The organism is Sinorhizobium chiapasense (assembly GCF_036488675.1).
Classification (GTDB): domain Bacteria; phylum Pseudomonadota; class Alphaproteobacteria; order Rhizobiales; family Rhizobiaceae; genus Sinorhizobium; species Sinorhizobium chiapasense.
Map to the genome: position 1 here is coordinate 1,293,426 of NZ_CP133148.1, position 22,750 is coordinate 1,316,175.

The 22,750-nt window shown below is 60.7% G+C and carries 24 protein-coding genes; 12 read left to right on the forward strand and 12 right to left on the reverse strand.

The window, feature by feature from the left end; all coding sequences use genetic code 11:
- Positions 1–63: 63 nt before the first annotated feature.
- The 5 genes from RB548_RS06250 to RB548_RS06270 form a co-directional block, all read right to left on the reverse strand.
- Positions 64–1,554 (reverse strand): D-alanyl-D-alanine carboxypeptidase, encoded by a 1,491-nt coding sequence (locus tag RB548_RS06250; RefSeq protein ID WP_331374111.1) that lies wholly within the window; start codon positions 1,552–1,554, stop codon positions 64–66.
- Positions 1,555–1,735: 181 nt separating this feature from the next.
- On the reverse strand, positions 1,736–2,467 hold the full coding sequence (locus RB548_RS06255) for a hypothetical protein (protein WP_331374112.1): 732 nt from the start codon (positions 2,465–2,467) through the stop codon (positions 1,736–1,738).
- Positions 2,468–2,748: 281 nt separating this feature from the next.
- Positions 2,749–3,357, reverse strand: coding sequence for a transglutaminase-like cysteine peptidase (locus RB548_RS06260; RefSeq protein WP_331374113.1), 609 nt, complete (start codon positions 3,355–3,357; stop codon positions 2,749–2,751).
- A 609-nt stretch (positions 3,358–3,966) separates the two neighbouring features.
- Complete coding sequence (locus RB548_RS06265) at positions 3,967–4,575, reverse strand: PilZ domain-containing protein (RefSeq protein ID WP_331374114.1); 609 nt, start codon at positions 4,573–4,575, stop codon at positions 3,967–3,969.
- Between the two features lie 93 nt (positions 4,576–4,668).
- Positions 4,669–5,280, reverse strand: a complete 612-nt coding sequence (locus RB548_RS06270; protein WP_331374115.1) for a PAS domain-containing protein — start codon at positions 5,278–5,280, stop codon at positions 4,669–4,671.
- A gap of 345 nt (positions 5,281–5,625) precedes the next feature.
- Between RB548_RS06270 and RB548_RS06275 the strand changes: the two genes are divergently transcribed.
- Positions 5,626–6,357: a rhomboid family intramembrane serine protease gene (locus RB548_RS06275; RefSeq protein WP_331374116.1), complete on the forward strand. Its 732-nt coding sequence runs from the start codon at positions 5,626–5,628 to the stop codon at positions 6,355–6,357.
- Positions 6,358–6,893: 536 nt separating this feature from the next.
- Positions 6,894–7,322, forward strand: coding sequence for a CBS domain-containing protein (locus RB548_RS06280; RefSeq protein WP_331374117.1), 429 nt, complete (start codon positions 6,894–6,896; stop codon positions 7,320–7,322).
- A 127-nt stretch (positions 7,323–7,449) separates the two neighbouring features.
- On the opposite strand, the gene RB548_RS06285 is transcribed toward RB548_RS06280, so the two are convergent.
- From RB548_RS06285 to folE, 3 genes are all read right to left on the reverse strand, one after another.
- Complete coding sequence (locus RB548_RS06285) at positions 7,450–8,412, reverse strand: patatin-like phospholipase family protein (RefSeq protein WP_331374118.1); 963 nt, start codon at positions 8,410–8,412, stop codon at positions 7,450–7,452.
- Positions 8,413–8,714: 302 nt separating this feature from the next.
- Entirely contained in the window at positions 8,715–9,167 is a 453-nt protein-coding gene (gene hisI, locus RB548_RS06290) for a phosphoribosyl-AMP cyclohydrolase (RefSeq protein WP_331374119.1), read from the reverse strand.
- Between the two features lie 23 nt (positions 9,168–9,190).
- Positions 9,191–9,808, reverse strand: a complete 618-nt coding sequence (folE, locus tag RB548_RS06295) for a GTP cyclohydrolase I FolE (protein WP_225167185.1) — start codon at positions 9,806–9,808, stop codon at positions 9,191–9,193.
- Positions 9,809–10,148: 340 nt separating this feature from the next.
- Here folE and RB548_RS06300 point away from each other — a divergent pair, with 340 nt between their 5' ends.
- The 6 genes from RB548_RS06300 (at position 10,149) to RB548_RS06325 (ending at position 15,087) form a co-directional block, all read left to right on the forward strand.
- Positions 10,149–10,595 (forward strand): iron-sulfur cluster assembly scaffold protein, encoded by a 447-nt coding sequence (locus RB548_RS06300; protein WP_331374120.1) that lies wholly within the window; start codon positions 10,149–10,151, stop codon positions 10,593–10,595.
- A gap of 3 nt (positions 10,596–10,598) precedes the next feature.
- Positions 10,599–10,949, forward strand: coding sequence for a membrane protein insertion efficiency factor YidD (yidD, locus tag RB548_RS06305; protein WP_331374121.1), 351 nt, complete (start codon positions 10,599–10,601; stop codon positions 10,947–10,949).
- Positions 10,950–10,968: 19 nt separating this feature from the next.
- Entirely contained in the window at positions 10,969–11,388 is a 420-nt protein-coding gene (locus RB548_RS06310; protein WP_331374122.1) for a DUF2267 domain-containing protein, read from the forward strand.
- A gap of 7 nt (positions 11,389–11,395) precedes the next feature.
- Entirely contained in the window at positions 11,396–11,932 is a 537-nt protein-coding gene (locus RB548_RS06315; RefSeq protein ID WP_331374123.1) for a DUF1697 domain-containing protein, read from the forward strand.
- Positions 11,933–12,062: 130 nt separating this feature from the next.
- Entirely contained in the window at positions 12,063–14,045 is a 1,983-nt protein-coding gene (gene thrS / locus RB548_RS06320; RefSeq protein WP_331374124.1) for a threonine--tRNA ligase, read from the forward strand.
- 202 nt (positions 14,046–14,247) lie between these two features.
- Entirely contained in the window at positions 14,248–15,087 is an 840-nt protein-coding gene (locus tag RB548_RS06325; RefSeq protein ID WP_331374125.1) for a lysophospholipid acyltransferase family protein, read from the forward strand.
- 40 nt (positions 15,088–15,127) lie between these two features.
- Here the strand turns inward: RB548_RS06325 and RB548_RS06330 are convergent, their stop codons facing one another.
- Positions 15,128–16,129: a hypothetical protein gene (locus RB548_RS06330; RefSeq protein ID WP_331374126.1), complete on the reverse strand. Its 1,002-nt coding sequence runs from the start codon at positions 16,127–16,129 to the stop codon at positions 15,128–15,130.
- Positions 16,130–16,229: 100 nt separating this feature from the next.
- Here RB548_RS06330 and RB548_RS06335 point away from each other — a divergent pair, with 100 nt between their 5' ends.
- Positions 16,230–16,814 carry a nitroreductase family protein gene (locus RB548_RS06335; protein WP_331374127.1) on the forward strand — a complete coding sequence of 195 codons (585 nt, stop codon included), beginning with the start codon at positions 16,230–16,232 and terminating at the stop codon, positions 16,812–16,814.
- Positions 16,814–17,416: a flavin reductase family protein gene (locus RB548_RS06340; protein WP_331374128.1), complete on the forward strand. Its 603-nt coding sequence runs from the start codon at positions 16,814–16,816 to the stop codon at positions 17,414–17,416. Before RB548_RS06335 ends, RB548_RS06340 begins: the two co-directional genes overlap by 1 nt.
- A 32-nt stretch (positions 17,417–17,448) precedes the next feature.
- On the opposite strand, the gene RB548_RS06345 is transcribed toward RB548_RS06340, so the two are convergent.
- Positions 17,449–18,186, reverse strand: coding sequence for an aldolase/citrate lyase family protein (locus RB548_RS06345; RefSeq protein ID WP_331374129.1), 738 nt, complete (start codon positions 18,184–18,186; stop codon positions 17,449–17,451).
- 72 nt (positions 18,187–18,258) lie between these two features.
- Between RB548_RS06345 and RB548_RS06350 the strand changes: the two genes are divergently transcribed.
- The gene (locus RB548_RS06350; protein ID WP_331374130.1) at positions 18,259–19,398 is read left to right on the forward strand and encodes a DUF2336 domain-containing protein; all 1,140 of its coding nucleotides are present in this window, start codon (positions 18,259–18,261) and stop codon (positions 19,396–19,398) included.
- A gap of 31 nt (positions 19,399–19,429) precedes the next feature.
- Here RB548_RS06350 and RB548_RS06355 read toward each other — a convergent pair whose 3' ends face one another.
- Positions 19,430–19,867, reverse strand: a complete 438-nt coding sequence (locus tag RB548_RS06355) for a hypothetical protein (RefSeq protein WP_331374131.1) — start codon at positions 19,865–19,867, stop codon at positions 19,430–19,432.
- A 247-nt stretch (positions 19,868–20,114) separates the two neighbouring features.
- Between RB548_RS06355 and RB548_RS06360 the strand changes: the two genes are divergently transcribed.
- Entirely contained in the window at positions 20,115–20,585 is a 471-nt protein-coding gene (locus tag RB548_RS06360) for a GNAT family N-acetyltransferase (protein WP_331374132.1), read from the forward strand.
- A gap of 81 nt (positions 20,586–20,666) precedes the next feature.
- Here the strand turns inward: RB548_RS06360 and parE are convergent, their stop codons facing one another.
- A complete protein-coding gene (gene parE / locus RB548_RS06365; protein ID WP_331374133.1) occupies positions 20,667–22,730 on the reverse strand; it encodes a DNA topoisomerase IV subunit B in 2,064 nt (687 codons plus the stop codon).
- Positions 22,731–22,750 lie beyond the last annotated feature (20 nt).

Here is a 22,750-nt window from a genome sequence, read left to right on the forward strand (position 1 = left end):
GCTGTACAAATCCGAGGAAGACGGCCGGGCGAAACGCACCCGGTCGTCAGAAAGTCGTGTTCGTTACTGCTGGCTCGCCCAGCAAGCGAAACCCTTCTTCTTCAAAACCTTGCATGCATTGACGGCCTTGTCCTGGTCGTCGAAGCCGCCGAAACGTGCGCGGTAGACTTGGCCACCGCCGTTCGAGAAGGCGACGGTAAACGGTGTCGCATTGCGCAGCATCTTGCCGCCCTTCTCCTTGGCGTTGCCGAGAAGCGTCATTGCCTGCGCTTTGTCGGGTGTAGCACCGATCTGGATGACCCAACCCTGCGGTTGCGCGTCTGCTTCCGGCTGGGTCTCAGCCCTGGCAGCAACCGAGTTGGTGATCTGCGTGTCGACATCCGCGGCCGCCGGCTGTGCGGCGAGCTTGGCGCTTTGGGCTTCGAGCGTGTTCGGCACGATCTTGCCGGTAAGCACCGGATTGTCGGACACCGGCTGCGTTGCCGCGTAGGCCATTTCCATACGGCTTGAGCTTTCGCCACTGTAGCGGAAATCCGGAACCGGGCCGGTGTTGGGCAGATCCATTGCAGCCGAGGCGACCGCGACGGGCGCTGCCGCCGGCTTCACTTCAGCCTGCGCGACGGCCGCGACGGGCGGTTCGGCGGTCGGCGCTTCCGCGATGAGGTTGCCCCCGCCGCGGCGTGAGGCGGCCGGCATGTATTTGGCGACGAGCTTGCGCATCTGGGCGTCGCGGGAACCACCGGACGTCCCGCCCAGTACGACCGCGACGATGCTGCGTCCGTCGAGCTGTGCCGAGGTCACCAGGTTGAAACCCGATGCGCGGGTATAACCGGTCTTGATGCCGTCGACCCCGCGGACACTGCCAACAAGGCGGTTATGGTTGCCGATGGTCTGCTTGCCGAAACGGAAGCTCCGCGTAGAGAAATAGTCATAATATTGGGGAAAGTGCTGCCGTAGTGCGATGCCGAGCCGCGCCTGGTCACGGGCCGTCGTCTTCTGGTCCGGGTTCGGTAGGCCGTTGGCGTTGCGATAGGTCGTGTGCGTCATGCCGAGCGCGCGCGCCTTGTTGGTCATCATCCGGGCAAAACGCTGTTCGGAACCGCCCAGAAGCTCACCGAGCGCCGTAGCAGCGTCGTTGGCGGAGCGCGTCACCAGCGAAAGGATCGCCTGCTCGACGGTGATCGACTGGCCGGCTCGCACACCCAATTTGGATGGAGGCTCTGCCGCGGCGTTCTTGGAGAACGTAACCGGCGTGGACTTGCTGATCCGTCCGGCTTCGAGCGCTTCGAACGCCAGATACAGCGTCATCATCTTGGTGAGAGAAGCCGGATAGCGCAACTCGTCCGCATCCTCACCGTAAAGCACCTTGCCGGTCTTGGCATCGACGACAATACCGGCGTATTTCGGATTGGCCATTGCCGGGGCGGTGAGAGCCAATACGGCAATGGCGCCGGCGAGGACAATCCGTCCTGCGATCTTTGAAAAGGCGCCAAGCGGGCGTTTCGCGATATCAAAAAAAACGGATTGAGACACTACGCTGCTCTTTATTCTCATGTCATGGATGCCGTCCGGACGCGTCGCCGGGAACGATCGTTCCTGCGACAGTATCGGGATAGCGTTACCAATCGGTTTATGATGAATGATTGGTTTCCCAGGGCGGGCCGTTTGTTCGGGAACGGCACCGGTCGACCCAAACGGGTCGGCGCTTCGCCTGCAACACGACTCTTGGACAAAATCAGGGCGCCAGTCGGCTGCGAACGAAGGTTTCCACGGAATCATCGATCATCCGCCATTGCGGCAGCAGCTTGCTTGAAAAGCGGTAGAGAACGGTGAGATCCTTGCCAACATGCACGTCGCGCTGGCAGTCGGCGCTGGTCGATGCCTCAGTGTCCGCGGGCAGGGTGCAGCGCAAGACGTAGGGCGATCGCCCGGCACGGTCCGCGGTGAAGAAAACTTCGCCAGCGTAGCTTGTAGTCGACTTGGCGTCGTGCCGGATCAGGTCGGCGGGGCCGGGCTGCACCTCTTCGCTGAGGATGTGGCGATATATAGGCTCCAGCCGTCCCGACATGTCTTGCGACATCGTGCTCTGCGAGAGTTGCAGAAAGATCAGGTTTTCCGGCCGGTTGATATAGTTGAACAGGTCCCGGCTGTTCTCGCCGTAGCCCTCTAGCGTCGGCCAGGTCAGGTAAAGGTCGATGCGCTCGGCAATGCTGGTCGCGCGCTGGCTTTCGAAGCGGATGATGTTGGCCGGTAGTCGCAGGTGATCCTGTCCGATGAAGATGTCGTAGATCTCTTGACTGGAGGTGTGTCCGGCGAGCACGAGCTTTTCTCCAAGCCGGTGTCCGGAAAACGAAACGATCGTGGTCAGTGCCGCCAGCAGAACGACGACGGCGGTAACCTTGTAGACAAAACGCGGCGAGAGGAGTGGCGAAAATTCCGGTTCGGGGCAACTCGATGGCGCATTCATGCAGGATCGTCCGTCGCGGCGGCTTGTTGCTTTTGTTGTGCGTTCTCTCCGGCCTTGAGGAAAGCAAGTGATCGGCCGGGGATGTCGCCATCGACGGTCGTTGAAGATGGTTAATTTTCGATGAAACGCGCCTCGGGTCAGGGCCGGCCGGGCGACGCCTTGGAAAAGAAAAAGCCGGTCCCGGGGACAACGGAACCGGCGGGCTTGGGTCTGACACGGGGACGCGGAATTGACCGAAGCCCGATAGTTTCGTCGGTGGATGGGAGTTCGATGGAGCGCCCCTATTGCGTCTTTACGCTGCCGACTGCCACGGCGCGGCCGTCCTGCAGTTTCACCCAACGCCCGGCATTTTCGGAAGACTGCCGCTTCAGGAACGTGTACTCGGTCTCCGACCAGCGAAGCACCTTGCTGCGCATGTTGTCGAGGATGAAGTCGCCGCGGTCGGTGCGAACGGTCAAAACCGCATGGCCGTCACCGTTCGGTTGCAGCACGACGGTGATCAACAGATCGGCGGCAGAAAAGCCGCTCTCGATCAGCTTGCGGCGCTTGAGGAGCACATAGTCCTCGCAATCGCCGACGGCGTCCGGATAGGACCATTCTTCTTCGACGCCATGGATTTCCATATCGGTCATCGGGGTCACGGCCCGGTTGACCTCATAGTTGACCTCGAGAATTTTCTGCCATCCCTCGCGGGTCAGCACCATCGGGCCGCCGTCGGTTCCATTGACGGTGCATTCGGACGCATTGCGCTTGCAAAATTCGTAGTGACCGATCGGCGGATTGGTGGTGCCGCCCACCGCGATGTTCGCCGGAAGGGCGAAGGCTGCCTCGGTCAGGAAGCCGACGAAAAGGGCGGCGACCGCAATCGTCTTGGTGATGGCTTTGTGCATTGTTGTCTCCCCGTTATGGTTCGACAATGGCACAGAGTTTTTTATCTGCGGCGAAGAAGCGAGGTAAAAACAAGTACAAATAAGAATAGTATGCGCAGAAAATAAGAATAAAAAACCGATCAAATAATAATAAATATCGATTCAAATTTTAATGAAATTTCCCCTGCTTGGAGAGCCTACGGAGCGGCGCAACATTGTTATCATGCTGAAAAACAGCGGTAATTTTAACGAGAAGAGCCGCTCGTGGCTGGAGTGGTTGTGCCGATGAGCTAGGCGTATTGCGAGATCTGAAGCCGCCGAAAGAGACTGCTAAGAACGGGATTTACGTCCAATTCTGCGCTGAAAGGGGCAAGACGCGGGAAATTATTCCGGAAAATATTTGAGAAACGCTCGACCGACATGTCAGGGTGGAGACATGCTCACGCCGGAAAAAGCTCATCGCGTTCACAATGGCTCCTATCGGACGGTCGCCGGTGAACGATCGTCATCGCGTGAAGACGCCATTGCCCGGCGGCCGCACCGTGGTGTCCACTTGGCGGAGCCGTGTGAAGCACGGGGAAATATCAGAGATATTCTCTGCGGCGGCCAACGGGGCATGCCGCCGATGGCTCAAAGGAATTCGGCCAGGGCTTCGCGAGATTGAATGCCGGAGAATTCGACCGCCACGCCTTCCTGGAAATGCCGGACGATCCTGCCCTTCATGTTGCCGAGCTTGACCGGGGTCCCGATCGCGGGCCGGGTTTCGATGTCGATCGCGGCGCCGGAGAGGGAGAGGTCAATAATGCGGCAGACGTATTTTTCGCCGGTACCGAACGTGAGTTCGGTCAGAATCTTGCGCGGTACGAGGCGGTCATGGCGCCGGTCCTCCGGCAGGCCGAGCTCATGCTTGTTGGCGATCCATGTGAGTTGCGCCGCCAGCTTCTCGCGCTTGCGCTCCGTCGCGTTGAGCTGGATGACGAAAGCGTGGTCAGCGAGCCGCGACACGGTGCCTTCGAGACGCCCGACATGCTCGATGTAGGCGATGATCCGCTCGCCGGCGCGTGGGCGGGCGGGCGAGGAAAAGAGCACGTCGCCTGGCGACATGTCGACCGCGGTGCAATCAAATTCATCGCGATTGGCAAGCATCAGCCTTCCCAAAAGATTTACCGAAACGCGCTGAAAGGCACTTTCCTGGTGCGGCTTCGGGCCGGTGTTTTGTGCGTGCTGAAACGAGAACATGGTCACTCTGCAATCGAAGTATCCTTGCCTGTGAAATTATAGGCGGTCTCGGTTAATAGAAGGTTGGCCCGCGATTGGCTGCCTTCTCAGGGCTCAGCGTTCCCGTCCGCCTTCGAAGATACGCAGATGCTGGACCTTGCGGCCGATTTCTTCACGTCGCGTTGTGGCACCGGCAGCATGGGCTGCCTCAGCCACGTCCGAACGACCGCCGCGCCCGCTGTCGAGAATTTGCAGGCCTTGTGCGACAAGGCATTCAATCGGCGTCATATGCAGCCATGAAGGGCGCGACAGCGGCGCCAGCGAACCGAGGATGCGGTCGCTGCCGCCCTGCGGCGATCCGAGCGGCGTCAGCAGCAACTCGGTCTCCAGCCGCTCACCGCCTGCCGTCAGACCGCAGGCAGAGAGGGCCGCGAGCGAGCGTTGCGTCATGACCTGATCGGCGATGCGGACGGCTTCGTTCGCTTCGCCGGCGGGCCACAGCGCGGCAAACGGCTGGCCACGCAATTCTCGACCGAAAAGAGCGCAGACATGGGTGCCGGCGAGCCGGAAGCGAATGTCACCGCTTGGCTGCCGTTCAAGGATGAACAGGCTTGGCAGCAACGCACAAATATCTTGAGGTTCTATCTCGTCGCGGCGGGGGAGGTCCCGTTCACCCCGCAATGTGTTCCAATATCGGAACAGCTCTATCGTTGTTTTGTTGCGCATGATGGCCCATTCATTCCGTCGATCCGGGCTCCGACTGCTCCTAATTGGCACAGCGGGCGCGGCCCCTTCGATTTCAGAAATGGTGGAGCGATTTTCGTGCCACGCCGATATTAAGGTTAACGATCGGTTTCGATTGCGCTCGGCGCCGCCTGCTGGCACTTAGACGTCATCACTTCACGAAGGTTTGCCTTCAGCACGCAATTGAAGCTCGGTATAAGGGCTTACCGGCCGTTCAGTTTTTACTGGACGGTCTTTTTTTGTTTGCATATGCCTTCGCGCTATCCGGTGGCGGTACTGCCGTAGAACCTGATCGCGAACGCGCAGCAGCGATGGAAGAGAGCAGGCATGGAACGAGATCAGTTAGCGACACCAGCGGAAACGGATGCCGAGAGTGACACGGCCCGCGGCCGCGAACCCGCGTTCAACCTGCCGGCGGGGCTAACCGGCATCCTCTTGTTTCTCATCGCTGTTCACGCGTTGAGAACCTATCTCCTCTCGGCGGCCGCCGATCAGGAACTGATCCTGAACTTCGCCTTCCTGCCCGTTCGTTACACCCTCCCGCTTTCGGAACAAGGGCTCGTCTGGCTCTGGACGCCGGTCACCTATTCGTTTCTGCATGGCAGTTGGGAGCATCTCATCTTCAATATCTTCTGGATGGTTGCTTTCGGGGCGCCGGTCGTGCGGCGCATCGGCATGGTGCGCCTGGCCGTGTTCTGGTGCCTTTCGGCGGCGGCCGCCGTTGCGTTGCACACGGTATTTCATTGGGGTGAAATTATCGTCGTGGTTGGCGCCTCCGGGGTTGTTTCCGGTTTCATGGGGGCGGCCGCACGTTTCGTGTTCTCGCCGAGCGGCCGCATCAGCCGCCAGTTCGCGCATCTCAACCGGCGACTTTCGCTAACCGAAACGCTTGCCAACCGCTCGGTGCTGGTCTTCACCGGTATCTGGTTCCTGACCAATTTTCTGGTCGGGCTCGGTGTGTTTTCCGTTGGCGGTGCCGGGAGTGTCGCCTGGGAAGCGCATATCGGCGGGTTCCTCTTCGGCTTTCTCCTGTTCGGGTTCTTTGATCCGCGCGACTAAGACTACGGATACCGCCCGCATCCGTGTATGGGCCTGGTCTGTCGCTGATGTCTGTCTGTAACCTGCGAAAAAACAGTCGCATTTATGATCCCGAATTGTTTCAAGACGGATTCACAAATGTGATGCCTGACGGACCCCGGCGCTTGAGTGACAAGGCTTGATTTCACAAGGTCGCTGGAGCACCATTCCCTACGGTCGCCTGCTGCATGTATCTTTAAATCGCAACCGATTTAAGGATAAACATGCAGCAATTTAGAGTGCTACAGCGTCCTTGTGCGTCTGATAAGGCGCGCGGTGCTGTAAACGGCGAGCGTGCAAGGCTGGGTGTCGGCCGGGTTTCGTGCAGGAGAGGCGCGAGGGCGATGATCGACATCGGATACTGGGGCGGGTTCCTGCGGCAACTCTGCATAGATCTTTGATTGTGCAGAGGCTCGGGGTGTTACAGCGACCATCAAGCTACGCTCGGCGCTGCAAGCACAAGAGACGGCCAGAACCTCTTCCCACCGGCCCGGCGTAGTATAACGGGAGATGTGTGGATGTCAGTAAGAGCGATTCTCAACGAAAAAGGCCACAACGTCGTGACTGTGACGCCCGATGTGACAGTTCATCAGGCTGCGACCTTTCTACATGACAATCGTATCGGGGCGGTCGTCGTTGTCGATCCGGACGATCAAATCGTCGGCATTCTGACGGAGCGTGATATCGTGGCTTCGATCGCCAAATATGGTGCTACCTGTCTCGATAGCCCGGTTTCTTCCGTCATGTGGCAGAACGTCTATTGCTGCCGGGAGGAAATGTCCATTGCTACGCTGATGGAAATGATGAGCAAGCTGCGCGCACGCCACTTGCCGGTGGAAAGGGAAGGTCGGCTGGCTGGCATCGTTTCTATCGGTGACGTGGTGAAGCACCATATCCGCGCAATGGAGCACGAGACCGAACAGATCAAGGCTTATATCGCAGGTTAAAGCGAAGGGCGGTGCGATGCCGCCCTCCACACGCACCTACAGCGCCGCGTGTTATCAGATCTCAATAGTGTCTCGAGACGCTATGCAGTTATGAAGATGCGAGGATCGGCCGGCGCGCTTCATGCGTTTAGCGTACCAGCACTTCCTGCATGCGTCGGATCTCCGCGAGCTTCGCCTTCGCTTCGTGATAGCCACGGTCGATCGCCTCGCCGGCGCGATGAAATTCCGAAAGACCTATGTCGTTGAGCTTTGGATGAAGGGCGAGATCGGGTGGATCGCCGGCAAGCCTGGCGCGCGAGATACGATCCTGGATGATGTTGAAGGCCTGTACCATGACGCTCGTCATGCCGAGACGCGCAGAGTAGGGGGTGCCGTCCTTGATCGGCGCATCCACGGCTTCCATGCCGGCGTTGTGCTTGACGACGGCCGACCGTCCGTAGAGATCGTAATTGAGGTTGACCGCGACGACGAGTTGCTGCTCGTGAGCGCGGCACACCGAAACCGGAACCGGATTGACCAAAGCGCCATCGACGAGGACGCGGCCATTGGCGCTGATCGGCTCGAAAATGCCAGGGAGCGCATAGGACGCGCGGATAGCGGTTATAAGCGAACCCTTTTCGATCCAGACTTCATGGCCGCTGTGAACTTCGGTGGCGACGGCAATGAAGGGACGATCGAGATCCTCGATATTGAAGCCCTTCAGGTGCTCCTGCATGCGTTTGGTCAGTCGCAGGCCGCCGAACAAACCGCCGCCCCCGATCGCAAAATCGAGCAAGCCGGCGATGCGCCGCACGGTGAGAGAACGGGCGAAGGCCTCCAATTCGTCCAGTTTGCCGGCGAGGTAGCAGCCGCCCACGAGGGCGCCGATGGACGTGCCGGCAATCATGCCGACCTCGATACCTTCCTCATCAAGTGCCCGCAGCACGCCGATATGCGCCCAGCCGCGCGCTGCACCGCCGCCCAGGGCTATCGCGATTTTCGGTTTCGTCGGTAGGGGAGCGGGTGCTGGTGGAGCAGTTGTGAGCGAAGATCCATCGGGGTCGGATAGATCGGTAATCTGGTTGCTACGCGTGAATGTCCAGTTCAACATCCGGCACCTCCAACATCGCCGAATAGACTAATAAATGCGCGCGTCTTGTAGGAGGCCCTGCCAAGCCGGCGATGGTGCCGTCTTGTTATAATTCATTGCTGAAAGACCGGCACCCCAACTGAGATATACCACCGATCCCGTCGTCAATCTTGGCGGGAGCGATAAACATTAGATACAGCCTGCAACACTTTTCGCTTCGCCGCAGTTTCGACGGTAACCGTCTTCATGATTAATGATTAGGCGCCCGTTTGGTTGCCAAAAAATAAATATAGCACGTGGTTGCACCAAGAAAACGCAGATGCTTAATTTTTGCTGTAAACCGTTGCCGGATCGAAATGCCGGTGGTTGTCCGTGATCGTCACCGTGGCTTTGCCCTCTTCGACGCCGACGGTGCGGTAGAAGCAAGAGCGGCGGCCCGTGTGGCATGTGGCGTCATGGCCGGCCACCGACACCTTCAGCCAAATGGCGTCCTGATCGCAATCGGTTCGTATTTCCTGAACGGTCTGCAGGTTGCCCGAACTCTCGCCCTTCTTCCACAGACCCTTGCGCGAACGGCTGTAGTAGTGCGCAACGCCGGTTTCAATGGTCAGGGCCAGTGCCTCGGCGTTCATATGGGCGACCATCAGCAACTCGCCGTCGTGCGCATCGGTGACGACAGCGGTAACGAGTCCTTTCTCGTCGAAGCGCGGGGTAAAGGCCGGCCCGGCCTCCAGCACGGCCTTGTCTTCCGAGGGGGCGTCGAAGGTGAGCGCCATAATTTAAGCTCCTTGGCTGGAGCTTACTTGAAGCCCCGCAGCATGGTCATGAAACGAGCCTGTTCGGCCGGATCGGTTTGGAAGCTACCGGTAAATGTCGTCGTCAGCGTTGTCGAGCCCTGCTTCTGAACGCCGCGCATCGCCATGCACATATGCTCCGCCTCGATCATGACCGCAACGCCGCGCGGCGCGAGCGTTTCGTCGATCGCCTTGGCGATCTGTGCCGTCATCGTCTCCTGCGTCTGCAGCCGGCGGGCATAGATGTCGACGACACGGGCGATCTTGGAAAGACCGAGCACACGACCGTTCGGCATATAGGCGACATGCGCCTTGCCGATGATTGGCACCATGTGATGCTCGCAGTGGGAGAAGAACGGAATGTCCTTCACCAGCACCATATCGTCATAGCCAGCGACTTCCTCGAAGGTCCTTCCGAGGACATCTTCTGCCGCGAGCTCGTAGCCGCCGAACAGTTCCTTGTACGCTTTGACGACACGTGCCGGCGTATCTTTGAGACCCTCGCGTTCCGGATCGTCGCCAGCCCAGCGCAGCAGCACGCGAACAGCTTCCTCGGCCTCCTTCTGGGTCGGCCGGCCGCTGGCATCATCGAGCAAAGGAAAATTCTTCACTATGGCGTCCATAATGGCCCCTTTAAGCAATACGGGATTGCTGACGTTTTATCTTTCGGACAACTCGCCACTGGCCATTCGCCTAACCCTGCAGGCTTGGGTTCCGTTGGCGGGCTCCGGGGCTTTCGGGTCCTGGCTTAGCAGTGCACTGGACCGTCCGGCACGGTTTCCCAAACAACAGGCGACTAGATGGTCCCTTGCGGAACTGTCGCCCCAACACGACATAGCATATAGTATGGTGCCACATGGATGAAAGAGGCCGGATGTGCAGTGCGGTGCTTTTTTCCTGTGTACCGGAGAAAATCATGCGCCAATTACCCAAAACCGCGAAAAATGAGCCGGATCGCGTCAAATGATGGATGACATCTACAACAACAGAATTCTCGAATTCGCTGGCAACATCCCCCGCATCGGAATGTTGGCGGAAGCCGACGCCGAAGCGGCGGCACATTCGAAGTTGTGCGGCTCGAAAGTAAGGATCTGGCTGAAGATGGAGGGCGACGTCGTGACCGACTTTGCCCACGACGTAAAGGCGTGCGCCCTTGGACAGGCTTCGTCCTCGATCATGGCGCGCCATGTCGTCGGCGCGAACGCCGGTGAAATCCGAAGAGCCCGAGAGGACATGCTGGCCATGCTCAAGGCGGACGGCGAGGGCCCGTCGGGCCGCTTCGAGGACATGCGTTTCCTGAGGCCCGTCCGGGACTACAAGGCGCGCCATGCCTCGACCATGCTCACTTTCGATGCCGTGGTCGACGCCATAGGCCAGATAGAAGCAAGGCGGCTTGCCGCCGCGGTCTGAGCAATGTGCGCTGAGCCTCACCACGATCATGCCGTCCGCCCGGCGGTTCGCACCAGGGGGCGGAACTGGTCCGGCCCGTTTCGCAAGACGCCGGGTCGGCTACTCGGCATGGCCCTCATTCGCGCCTATCAGCTGACGCTGTCGAGTTTCATCGGCAACGCGTGCCGGCATTTGCCGACCTGCTCGGAATACGGATTCGAGGCGATTGCCCGCCATGGCCTCTGGGCCGGCGGCTGGATGACACTCTTTCGCGTGGCGCGATGCGGCCCTGGGGGAACCCATGGATTTGATCCGGTGCCGGAAGAGCTGACATCAAGCCAGAACTGGTATGCGCCATGGCGCTACTGGCAGTAGACGAGGAGGCCCGGCTACCATGACGATACCGATGGAATACTGGCAGGCTTCTGCGGATTTCGACCGGTTTATTCTGGACGTGCGCGATATCGCCGGCCTTCAGACCACCAATGAGGCCTATACAATGGTGGAGGCGGTGCTGCAGACTTTCCGCCGGCGCCTCGATGTTCCCGAGGCGCTGCTTTTCGCAAACGTGTTGCCGCCGGTGCTTCGGGCGATCTTTGTCGCCGACTGGGATCTGGAGGAGCCGCAGATGCCCTTCGCCGGTCGCTTTGCGATGACGCGCGAGGTGCAATCGCTCCGCCCCGATCACAACCTTTCTCCGGATACCGCAATCGCTGACGTTGCGGCGGCGTTGCGTCGGAACGTTGACGAAACGACGCTGGATCGCGTGCTGGCGCGGCTGCCTGCGGGTGCGACCGATTTCTGGCGGGCGTGACCGGACGATGAGCTATGTGGCGTTGCTGCACAGCATTATCCTTGGCGACAAACGGCGTGTCGTCATGACTGACCTGCGGGCCATGGCGGAGCGTCTCGGCTATCTCGCGCCACGCACCCTTGTCGCCACAGGCAACATCGTATTTGACGCGCCCGACAAACCCATTGCCGACATCGAGGCCGAGCTGGATTCGGCGTTTGCCGTGACGTTCGGTCGCCACGTCGACATTATCGCGCGGCGCGGGGAGGATTGGCGGGGGCTTGTCGCCAGCAACCCGTTTTCCGCCGAAAGCGAGGCAGATCCGACCCGTGTCCATGTTCGGGTGATGCGCTCACCACTTCACCCGGACGTGCTCGAAATGTTCCGCGCCCATTGTTCGAGGGGTGAGCGTATGGAAATCGTCCGCGGCGACCTCTGGGTGGATTTCGGCGGAAAAGCAAGCGAGTCGAAGCTGCCTGGCATCTTGACCACCAAGCGGTTAGGCGTCGGTACATTCCGCAACTGGAACACGGTGCGGGGACTGCGCGACATGCTGTCCGGTTGAACGGGCTCTCCTTTACTCGACCGTCAAAAACATTTATCAGGCGCGCGTCAATAATCGGCGGCTGCAGTCATGCAGAAGCCCGGCAACCATACCACCCGCATTCGTTGGCGGGACTGGATAGGAGATCATAATGTCGCATACCGTTTCCCTTACATTTCCTGATGGCTCCGTTCGCGAATTCGCTGCCGGTACGACCGGTCGCGATGTGGCCGAGTCGATTTCCAAGTCGCTCGTCAAGAAGGCTGTCGCGATCGCGCTCGATGGCGAGCTGCGCGACCTTTCGGACGCCGTGACCGATGGTCGGATCGAGATCGTCACGCGCGAAGACAAGCGCTCGCTCGAGCTTATTCGTCACGACGCCGCCCACGTGATGGCCGAGGCAGTGCAGGAACTGTGGCCGGGAACGCAGGTGACCATCGGCCCTGTCATCGATAACGGCTTCTATTACGACTTCGCCAAGAACGAGCCCTTCACGCCCGACGATCTGCCCGTCATCGAGAAGAAGATGAAGGAGATCATCGCGCGCAACAAACCCTTCACCAAGGAGATCTGGTCGCGCGAGAGAGCGAAGGAGGTCTTTGCCGCCAAGGGCGAGGACTACAAGGTCGAACTCGTCGATGCCATTCCCGAAGGCCAGGACCTCAAGATCTACTACCAGGGCGACTGGTTCGACCTTTGCCGTGGGCCGCACATGGCTTCAACGGGCCAGATCGGCACGGCTTTCAAGCTGATGAAGGTGGCCGGCGCCTACTGGCGCGGCGACAGCAACAATCCGATGCTGACGCGCATCTACGGCACCGCATGGCACACGCAGGAAGAGCTGGACCAATATCTGCACGTGCTTGCCGAAGCCGAAAAGCGCGACCACCGGCGCCTTGGCCGAGAAATGGACCTTTTCCATTTCCAGGAAGAGGGGCCTGGCGTCGTCTTCTGGCACGGCAAGGGCTGGCGTGTGTTCCAGACGCTGGTCGCCTATATGCGGCGCCGACTTGCCAACACCTATCAGGAAGTCAACGCACCGCAGGTACTGGACAAATCGCTATGGGAGACCTCGGGTCACTGGGGCTGGTACCGTGACAACATGTTCAAGGTGACCGTTGCCGGCGACGAGACGGATGATGATCGCGTCTTTGCACTGAAACCAATGAACTGCCCAGGTCACATCCAGATCTTCAAGCACGGCCTGAAGTCCTACCGCGAATTGCCGGTCCGGCTCGCCGAGTTCGGCAACGTCCACCGTTACGAGCCGTCGGGCGCGCTTCACGGTCTCATGCGCGTGCGCGGCTTCACGCAGGACGACGCGCATGTCTTCTGCACCGACGAGCAGATGGCGGCCGAATGCCTGCGTATCAACGACCTGATCCTGTCGGTCTACGAGGACTTTGGTTTCAAGGAAGTCGTGGTCAAGCTGTCGACGCGGCCGGAAAAGCGCGTCGGCTCCGATGCCCTCTGGGATCGTGCCGAGGCAGTGATGACGGACGTGCTGAAGACGATCGAGGCGCAGTCCGAAGGCCGAATCAAGACCGGCATCCTGCCGGGCGAGGGGGCGTTCTACGGCCCGAAATTCGAATACACGCTGAAGGACGCCATCGGCCGTGAATGGCAATGCGGCACGACTCAGGTCGACTTCAACCTGCCGGAGCGGTTCGGTGCCTTCTACATCGACAAGGATTCGGAAAAGCGCCAGCCGGTGATGATCCACCGGGCAATTTGCGGGTCGATGGAACGTTTCCTAGGCATCCTGATCGAAAACTTCGCCGGTCACATGCCGCTCTGGATCTCACCGTTGCAGGTCGTGGTCGCGACGATCACGTCCGAAGCCGACGACTACGGCCGCGAGGTTGCAGCGCTTCTGCGTGAGGCGGGACTTACCGTGGAAACGGACTTCCGCAACGAGAAGATCAACTACAAGGTCCGTGAGCATTCGGTGACGAAGGTGCCCGTGATCGTCGTCTGCGGCAAGCGCGAAGCGGAAGAGCGTTCGGTCAACATCCGTCGCCTCGGCTCGCAGGCGCAGACGGCGATGTCACTCGACGAAGCGATCGCTTCGCTCTCGGCGGAGGCGATGGCGCCGGATCTCAAGCGCAAGGCGGAAAAGAAAGCCCGGGGCTAGCGCCCCGGACTTACTGCATGTTTCCTTAAATCGGAGTCGATCTAAGGACAAAAACGTGCAGCAATTCAAAGTGCTACAGCGACCTTTGTACGCCCGAAAAGGCGCACGGCGCGGTAGCTCTGTCAGAAAACTGTAATGTTCCGGGACTATTCCGATAAAGGGCGCCGCCCAGGACGGGCGGGCAAGTGTGAAGCGGTTTTCCGTGCAATTCAAAGAATTGTCCTATGCGAATGAGAATGATCCGCGCCTGAAGCGTTGGTTCATTCGTTCCGTCGAGGGCCTGTCCGGCCGCAACCGCTACGCCAGGCTCTATGCGCGCTGGCGCGCCGAAATCGTCGGCAAGAGCGATCGCGTCTTCGGCGACATGCTGCAATTGATCGACGTGCGCATGCGCGTTCAGGGTGAATGGCCGCCCCGCCAATTGCCCGATACGCCGCTCGTCATCGTCGCCAATCATCCCTTCGGCATCGGCGATGGCATTGCCGTTCTTTCTCTGGCCGAACAACTCGGCCGTCCGTTCCGGGTGTTGATTCACAACGAACTCCTCAAGGTGCCGGAGATCGCACCCTATTCACTCCCCGTATCGTTCGAGGAGACGAAGGAGGCGTTGGCGCTCAACATGGCGACGCGGCACGAGGCGGTGCGGCTGTTGAAGGAGGGGGTAACGATCGTCGTTTTCCCCGCCGGCGGCGTTGCGACGGCGAGGAGGGGATTCGGCAAAGCCGAGGATCTGCCGTGGAAGATGTTCCCGGCGAGGCTGATCCAGGCTGCCCGGGCAAGCGTCATTCCGATCTACTTCGAGGGGCAGAACGGGCGGCTCTTTCATCTCGCCAGCAAGGTATCGCTGACACTCAGGCTTTCATTGCTGATCCGCGAATTCCGGCGGCTGTCGGGCACGACGATCGCCGCTCGCATCGGCTGCGTCCTCCCTTGGGACGAATTGTGTGCACATGGCGATCGCAAGGACCTGCTTGCCCGGATCTACGATGCGGTGTTCTCGATGGCGCCGCCGCGCCGCCGTCTTCTCAAGCGCGCCGGGTGACGTAGCGTCAGTAGATTGCCGTTGGGAACGGTCGTTCGCGTCAATCTTGCGCTTCCGCGTCGGCGGCCGTATTGGCCGCGTCATTCCCGTTTAGCAGCACTTCCACGTCGGTGTTGACGCCGGCCTTCACGGCGAAATCGCGCTGATAGATCTTGTCCTTGTTGCGCGCCACGGCGGTGTAGCCCCCTTCGGCGAGAACGAGCGTCGGAAATGCGCCGACGCTTTCGCTGACGACGTCGCCTGAGGAGGTGAGGATCGACCAGGCCGTATCGGCGATCGCTTCGCCGCCCGCCTCCGAGACGAGCTTCAATGTCAGTTTCGCCGCGCGGTGCTGGATCGTCGCTTCGGTCAATTTGCCGCCTTCCACCTGAATGTCGGCGCGGATCACGGCATTGACCGAGCCGTAATCGGAGACGACGTGATAGGTTCCGGCATTGAGCCGGATGACGGTGTTGGGCTTGACGTCGGCGATGATCAGAGCGCGCTCCCCGTCTTCCTTCACGTCGGAGGAAAAGATAGAGAAACTGAGTTCGTTCGGCGGGATGCGGACGTCGCTGCCGGAGACGGCATTAAGCTTCACGCCGCCGGCGTCGAGCACCAGCACCTGCTTGTCGAGGTTGCCTTGTTCGGGAACGCGGATCTTGCGGGTGGCGCCCGCCCGGCCAAAGGCGACGTTGACGAAATATTCGCCCGGCACAAGCGTGAAGGCTGTCGAACCACCCTCGGACGTCGCAAGCAACGGCAGCTTTCCGTCGCTGCCGGGAATCGGGCTGAAGACCCGCCACGTCAGGCCCGATTCGACCGGCTCACCTTTCGCGGTCAACAAGGCCTCAAGCTTCACGTCCTTGACTTCACCGCCCTGAGTCGGGTCGGAAATCAGCGGGTTGAAACTTGTGAGCTTCGGCATTTTGCGAGTGCCGGTGATCGACGGGAAGCTCTTGAAGGCGTCGGTCGGATCTTCCGCAAGCGCATGTCCGACACCGGCACTGACGAGCATGATCGCCAAAACGGTACTCGGAAAAATACGATGACGGACGCGCATGAGACCTGTTGACTTCCTGACTGGGTGACTCCACTTGAGACGCCGGTATGGCATTTTCGTGGCTGTCGGTCCGGCGGCAAATTAGTGGAATTCAGGCAATATGAAAACCGAAATAAAACTTGTCGATTACCTCGCCTCCCGCAGGTCCATCCCCGCTTTCCAGATGGGCCTCCCGGGCCCAAGCAAAGCGGAAGTCGAAGAGATGCTGAAGCTCGCTTCGCGCGTGCCGGACCACGGCAAGCTCACCCCATGGCGCTTTATCGTCTACCGCGGTGAGGAAAGGGCACGCATCAGCGCCGAACTGAAGAAGATGGCGCTCGCCGCCAGGCCGGATCTGCCAGAGGATCTGATCAAGGTGGAAGAGACGCGGCTCACGCGCGCTCCGGTCGTTGTCGCCGTGGTCAGCAAGGCCGCGCCGCACTTCAAGATCCCCGAATGGGAGCAGGTGATGTCGGCGGGCGCTGTCTGCCTCAACCTGCTGATGGCTGCGAATGCGCTCGGTTATTCTTCCAACTGGCTCACCGAGTGGTTCGCCTTCGACGAAAGGGCCTATCCGCTGCTGGGTGTCGAGCCGGGCGAAAGGGTCGCCGGGTTCATTCATATCGGCACGGCCACGGTGCCGCCGACTGAACGCCCACGGCCCGAACTCGCCGACATCGTCACCTGGGTCGGAGACGAAACCTGATGTTCTACGACACGGCCGCGAATCGGCATGGCCTGCCGCACGATCCCTTCAAGGCCATCGTGTCGCCGCGGCCAATCGGCTGGATCGGCACACGGGCTGCGGACGGCTCGCAAAACCTCGCGCCCTATTCTTTCTTCAACGCAATCAGCGATCGCCCGAAGCTCGTGATGTTTTCATCGAGCACTTACAAGGATTCCGTGCGCAACATCGAGGAAACCGGCGACTTCACGGCAAGCTTTGCCAGCCGCAACCTGAGTGCGGCCGTCAATCTGACTTCGGTTGCCGCACCGCGCGGCGAAAGCGAGTTCGAAATCGCGGGTCTGACGCCCGTCGAGGGCACCCTTGTCAAGGCGCCGTTCGTCGGTGAGGCCTTCGCGGCACTCGAATGCCGAATGACGGAAATATTGCGGCCCAAGGGCCTCGATGGCGTGACCTCCGACAGCTACGTCGTTTTCGGTGAAGTCGTGGGCATTCATATCCGCGACGAGGCGATCCGCGACGGCCGGTTTGACGCAGCGACCGTCCGGCCGCTTGCTCGGCTCGGCTACATGGATTACTGCGACGGCGGCGACGTCTTCGAAATGGTGCGGCCCAGGCGCTGAAACCATATTGCTGTCGGCCTGCAGTGCCGGTTCTATCGATGGGCGGCGGGGCAGGGCGACAGCTGTGTCGATGCGCCGAGCAAGGTAACCTGCCGCGGCGACCGCGCTATGACGGCCGCAAAGCCGTTCCTTAGACTCATCGCGCAAAGCCGTCTGACGGCAGCCTCGTCGGTCGCGTGCTCCGGCAGCATGTCATAGGCTGCAATGCCGGCCTCCCGTGCCCTAAGCACGGCCGCCACGCGGCCGGCGACAATAACGGATACCGTGTCCCCTTCGTCGGACGGCTCGCTGCATCCGGCGGACTCGGCAAGCAATGACGCACTGAAGATGAGCGCCTTGAGGCGCGATGACGTTCCCGTCAGCGCGTGAGGCGACAACACGCTTTGCGGTGTCGTTGCATATTCCGGCAATATCGCCACGCTCCCGGCCGCGATACCGGCGATCGCTTCGGCGACGTTCAGAAGCACATCCAGCTTCTGGACATCGGCTGGCCCGCGACATCCGGCAAGGACGATGCCGTCGATCGTCGACGCAAGGATCCTGTCGAGTTCCGTTTCGGTGACGTTCTCGACCGGTCCGATCCGGACGAAACGGCGCGGCGAGGCCGTACGGGTGGCGGTCGTGTCTGAAGCCATATCCCGCATGGCGTCGCCGCCGGTCGCGTCGAACACGATGGCCTGAACTGCATCGAGGATATCCGCCTCCGGGAGCGATGCCGACGCTGGCAGGTAGAGGAGCGGCTTCATGGTTTGCTGGCGGTTAACAGACATGGTGAACCAATCTTAAACCTTTGACCGCTAGGCTTCGAACATTGGGGCTGTTCGGTGTCTAGTGGGGCATAGGTGATCATACAAGCATTTCTTCGCTGGGCGGAAACGGCGAGAACGAACGATCGCGCCCGCGCCGCAAGCGCGCTCGGCCGAGCCTATATCGAAGCAGAGACAAACGGGATCGACCGGCGCGCCGCCGAAATGGCGATGACCTTTCTGCTCGACGATCCTTCGCCGAACGTGCGGCGCTCCTTGGTCGAGGCGCTTGCCGATTGCTCCGCGGTGCCGCGTGCCATTATCTTGGCGCTCGCGGAAGACCAACCCGAGATCGCCTATGTCGCCATTTCCCGTTCGCCGGTGTTGACCGATGAAGACCTCGTTGATTTGGCAGCGCGAGGAACGGCCGAGACGCGCGCCTTGATCGCAGCCCGCAGTGTCGTGTCCCGCTCCGTCGCGGCGGCTATCGCCGAAATCGGCGGCGAGGAAGAGGTGTTGATCCTGCTTGAGAACGAAGGCGCGATGCTGTCGCGCTGGTCATTGAAGAGGATCGCCAACCGTCTTGGACATGCGGCGGCCGTGCGTGATCGATTGCTGGCACGCGCCGACCTGCCGGGCGAGGCCCGCCATGAGCTTGTCGAAAAGGTCGGCGCGGCGCTCGCGCTTTGCGGACTCGTGCAAGCCGCAATCGGGGAAGGGCGAGTGCAGCGCGTCGCCCGAGAGGCCTGCGACACGGCTGCCCTCGTCATCATCGAGGCGGCCTCGCAAAAGGAGTTGCCTGAACTTGCCGCCCATCTGCGCGAGGCAGGTCGCTTGACGCCCGCTTTCCTCCTGCACGCGCTCTGCAGCGGCAGAACAGAATTCTTCTCCGCCGCTATCGTCGATCTTTCAGGTGTCGCGGAAAAACGCGTGCGTGCGATCCTTTCTGGTGGTCGCGTCCATCCGATCCGCGCTCTTTTCGAATGTGCCGGGTTGGGTCGGGACGTGAGCGAAGCCTTCGCGGAGGCCGTGCTTCTCTGGCGAAAGGACTTGGGCGCAGACCCGTATGGCGCTCAGCAATCAGTGGCCGCTGCCCTCCTTGCGCACATTCGCCGCCAGCCGAGGCCTTCGGCAGCCTTGAGTGCGATAGCCGAACTCGTGGAACGCCTCGCCTTTGCCGAGCAGCGGCAAACGGCTCGCAACTATGCGCTCCTGGCTGCCCGCCACGCTGCTTGACCAGTTCGACTGCGGATTGAGGCTGAAAGTGTCAGTCGCCGAAACGGCGCGCGACCCAGGAATAACCATCCTCGATGTAGTGGACGGGCGCGCTGACGATCGCCCTTAGCCTCTCCCGATCCGGAACTGCGCCGCTGAGCAATGCCAAGGCGCGCTTCGGCATGCCCGGTTTCGCTCCGGTCGGCTGCGGTTGCGCTGGTGCTTGCGGCGGCAACGCGGCCGTCTGCTGCGGGGCGGCGGCAATGTCCGGTTGAGGGACGGTGGATGCCATCATATCCGGTCCCGAGGTCTCGCAGACGGCAACGACGACCGGATAGTTGTTGTTGGAAAACTTGGGAAGCTCCTGCTGGGATTCCGTGTCGCAATGGGCGATCGACTGCCAGCTGCCGTTGACGGTCGAGATATAGTGGCACTGGCTGACATTGTCGTCGCATCCGAGGATGGTCATGACGATGAGTGCGGCTTTCATGGTCTCTCCGGTGTTTGAGCGGCTGCGACTGCACAGTCTGGCCACCGTTATGACTGACCGATTCTCTCCGGAGTAGGGCAAAGTTATTGCGGTGCCAAAAAAAAATGTTTCCGCTTGTTATCCGTTTTGAGATCTCCAATCCGCAATCTTGCGTCATTTGTCGTATTGGACAGTTCGAAATCAGGAGCTATCCATTGCGGCGCGATCCAAGTGTCGCGCCGCAAGACTTCTGTTGAGGATATGAAAATTGACCGCTGTCACCATTGCCGAGGAAAACCCCCGCCAGCCGGCCGTCGTCCGTCTGCTTGAACTGTCCGATGCTTACGCGGCATCGCTTTATCCTGCCGAAAGCAATCACCTGGTCGATCTCTCCACGCTGGAAAAGCCGACAGTTTCCTTTTTCGTCGCGAGGCGGCATGGTGAAATCGTCGGTTGCTGCGCGCTCGTGGAAGCGGGCGACGGCACGGCTGAAATCAAGCGGATGTTCGTCGATCCCGAAGCGAGGGGCCTCAAGGTCGGCAAGCATCTCCTTGCGGCCCTTGAAGCCAAGGCCGAGGCGATCGGAGTTGGCGCAATCCGGCTGGAGACGGGCATCTACCAGCCGGAAGCAATAGGCCTCTACAAGGCGTTCGGCTACGTGGAACGCCCGCCGTTCGGCAGCTATTTGCCCGATCCCCTGAGCCTGTTCATGGAAAAGCCGGTGCGGCGGGCAGCCTGAACGCGAAGACAATCCTTACCGATCGCCCTCCGCCCCCAACCTCCTGACGGAAAACGGTTCCACGCTTTTCCTGGAATTGCTCTAGATGTCCAGATTGTCGGCAAATACGGCACGTTCCTGGATGAAGCGGAAGCGGGCGTCGGCCTTGGTTCCCATCAGATTGTCGACGGCCTCGCGCGTGCCCTCGAAATCGACGTCGTCGATCTCGACCTTGAGCAGCGTCCGGTTTGCAGGGTCCATGGTGGTTTCCTTGAGCTGCGCGGGCAACATCTCGCCAAGACCCTTGAACCGGCCGACTTCAACCTTGCCGCGGCCGTTGAACTCGGTGCGCATCAGTTCCTCGCGATGCGCATCGTCGCGCGCATAGAACGTTTTCGAGCCTTGGCTGAGGCGATAGAGCGGCGGAACCGCGAGGTAGAGGTGACCGCCGCGGATGAGCTCCGGCATCTCCTGATAGAAGAAGGTGATGAGCAGTGACGCGATGTGTGCGCCGTCGACATCGGCGTCGGTCATGATGATGACGCGCTCGTAGCGCAGATCCTCATCCCGATATTTCGATCGGGAGCCGCAGCCAAGCGCCTGGATCAGATCGGCGATCTGCTGGTTGGCGCTGAGCTTTTCGCGCCCGGCGCTGGCGACGTTCAAGATCTTGCCGCGCAGCGGCAGGATGGCCTGGTTTGCGCGATTGCGCGCTTGCTTCGCCGAGCCGCCTGCCGAGTCGCCTTCCACGATGAAGAGCTCGGCGCCTTCCGCCGTGTTCTGCGAGCAGTCAGCGAGCTTGCCCGGCAGACGCAGCTTGCGCACCGCCGTCTTGCGGTTGACTTCCTTTTCCTTGCGCCGGCGAACGCGCTCCTCCGCGCGCTCGATCACCCAGTCAAGAAGCTTCGCCGCTTCCGCAGGATTGTCGGCGAGGTAGTGGTCGAAGGGATCGCGCAGGGCGGTTTCGACGATGCGCTGCGCCTCGACGGTCGCCAGCTTGTCCTTGGTCTGGCCGACGAATTCCGGCTCACGGATGAACACCGAGAGCATGCCGGCCGCCGAGATCATCACGTCGTCCGTTGTGACGATCGCCGCCCGCTTGTTCTGGGTCAGCTCGGCGTAGTTCTTGAGCCCCTTGGTAAGCGCAATGCGGAAGCCCGCCTCATGCGTTCCGCCTTCCGGGGTCGGGATCGTGTTGCAGTAGGAGTGGATCTGCTGGTCGCCGCCATACCAGGTGACGGCCCATTCAAGTGAACCGTGGCCGCCGGATTTTTCCGATTTGCCGGCAAAGATTTCACGCGTGACGGTGAATTCCTTGCCGAGCGTCGCGGCGAGATAGTCCTTCAGACCGCCCGGGAAATGGAAGACCGCCTTGTCCGGGATCTCCGAACCTTCCGGCAACAGCGATGGATCGCAGGACCAACGGATTTCAACGCCGCCGAAGAGATAGGCCTTGGAGCGGGCCATTCGGAAGAGCCGCGCCGGCTCGAAATGCGCGTGCGGCCCGAAAATCTGCGGATCCGGATGGAAACGCACTTTCGTACCGCGACGATTGTGAACGTCGCCAAGGTCCTCGAGGCCGCCCTGCGGGATCCCGCGCGAAAAGCGCTGACGGTAGAGCTTTCGGTTGCGCGCGACCTCGACCTCGAGAGAGTCCGACAACGCGTTGACGACCGAGACACCGACGCCATGCAGACCGCCGGAGGTTTCGTAGGCCTTGCCGTCGAACTTGCCGCCGGCATGCAGCACCGTCATGACCACTTCGAGCGTCGACTTGTTGGGGAACTTCGGATGGTTTTCGACCGGGATGCCGCGGCCATTGTCGGTAACGGTCAGGAAGCCTTCGGCATCGAGGCTGACCTCGATGAAATTCGCATGTCCCGCGACCGCCTCGTCCATCGAGTTGTCGATGACTTCGGCGAAGAGATGATGCAGCGCCTTCTCATCCGTGCCGCCGATATACATGCCGGGACGGCGCCGCACAGGTTCCAGGCCCTCGAGCACCTCGATCGCCGAGGCGTCATAGTCGCTGCCATCGCTGCTCCTCGGTGCAGGGCGCGGTCCTTCGCCGCCGGCAGGTGGTGCAGGCTTGCGCGAAGGCGCATTGGCTTCCGCCGGCTTCGGCTTCGGGGGCATTGCGGAAAAGAGGTCGCTGCTGTCGTCCATGGGGTCGTTCGGATCGTTCC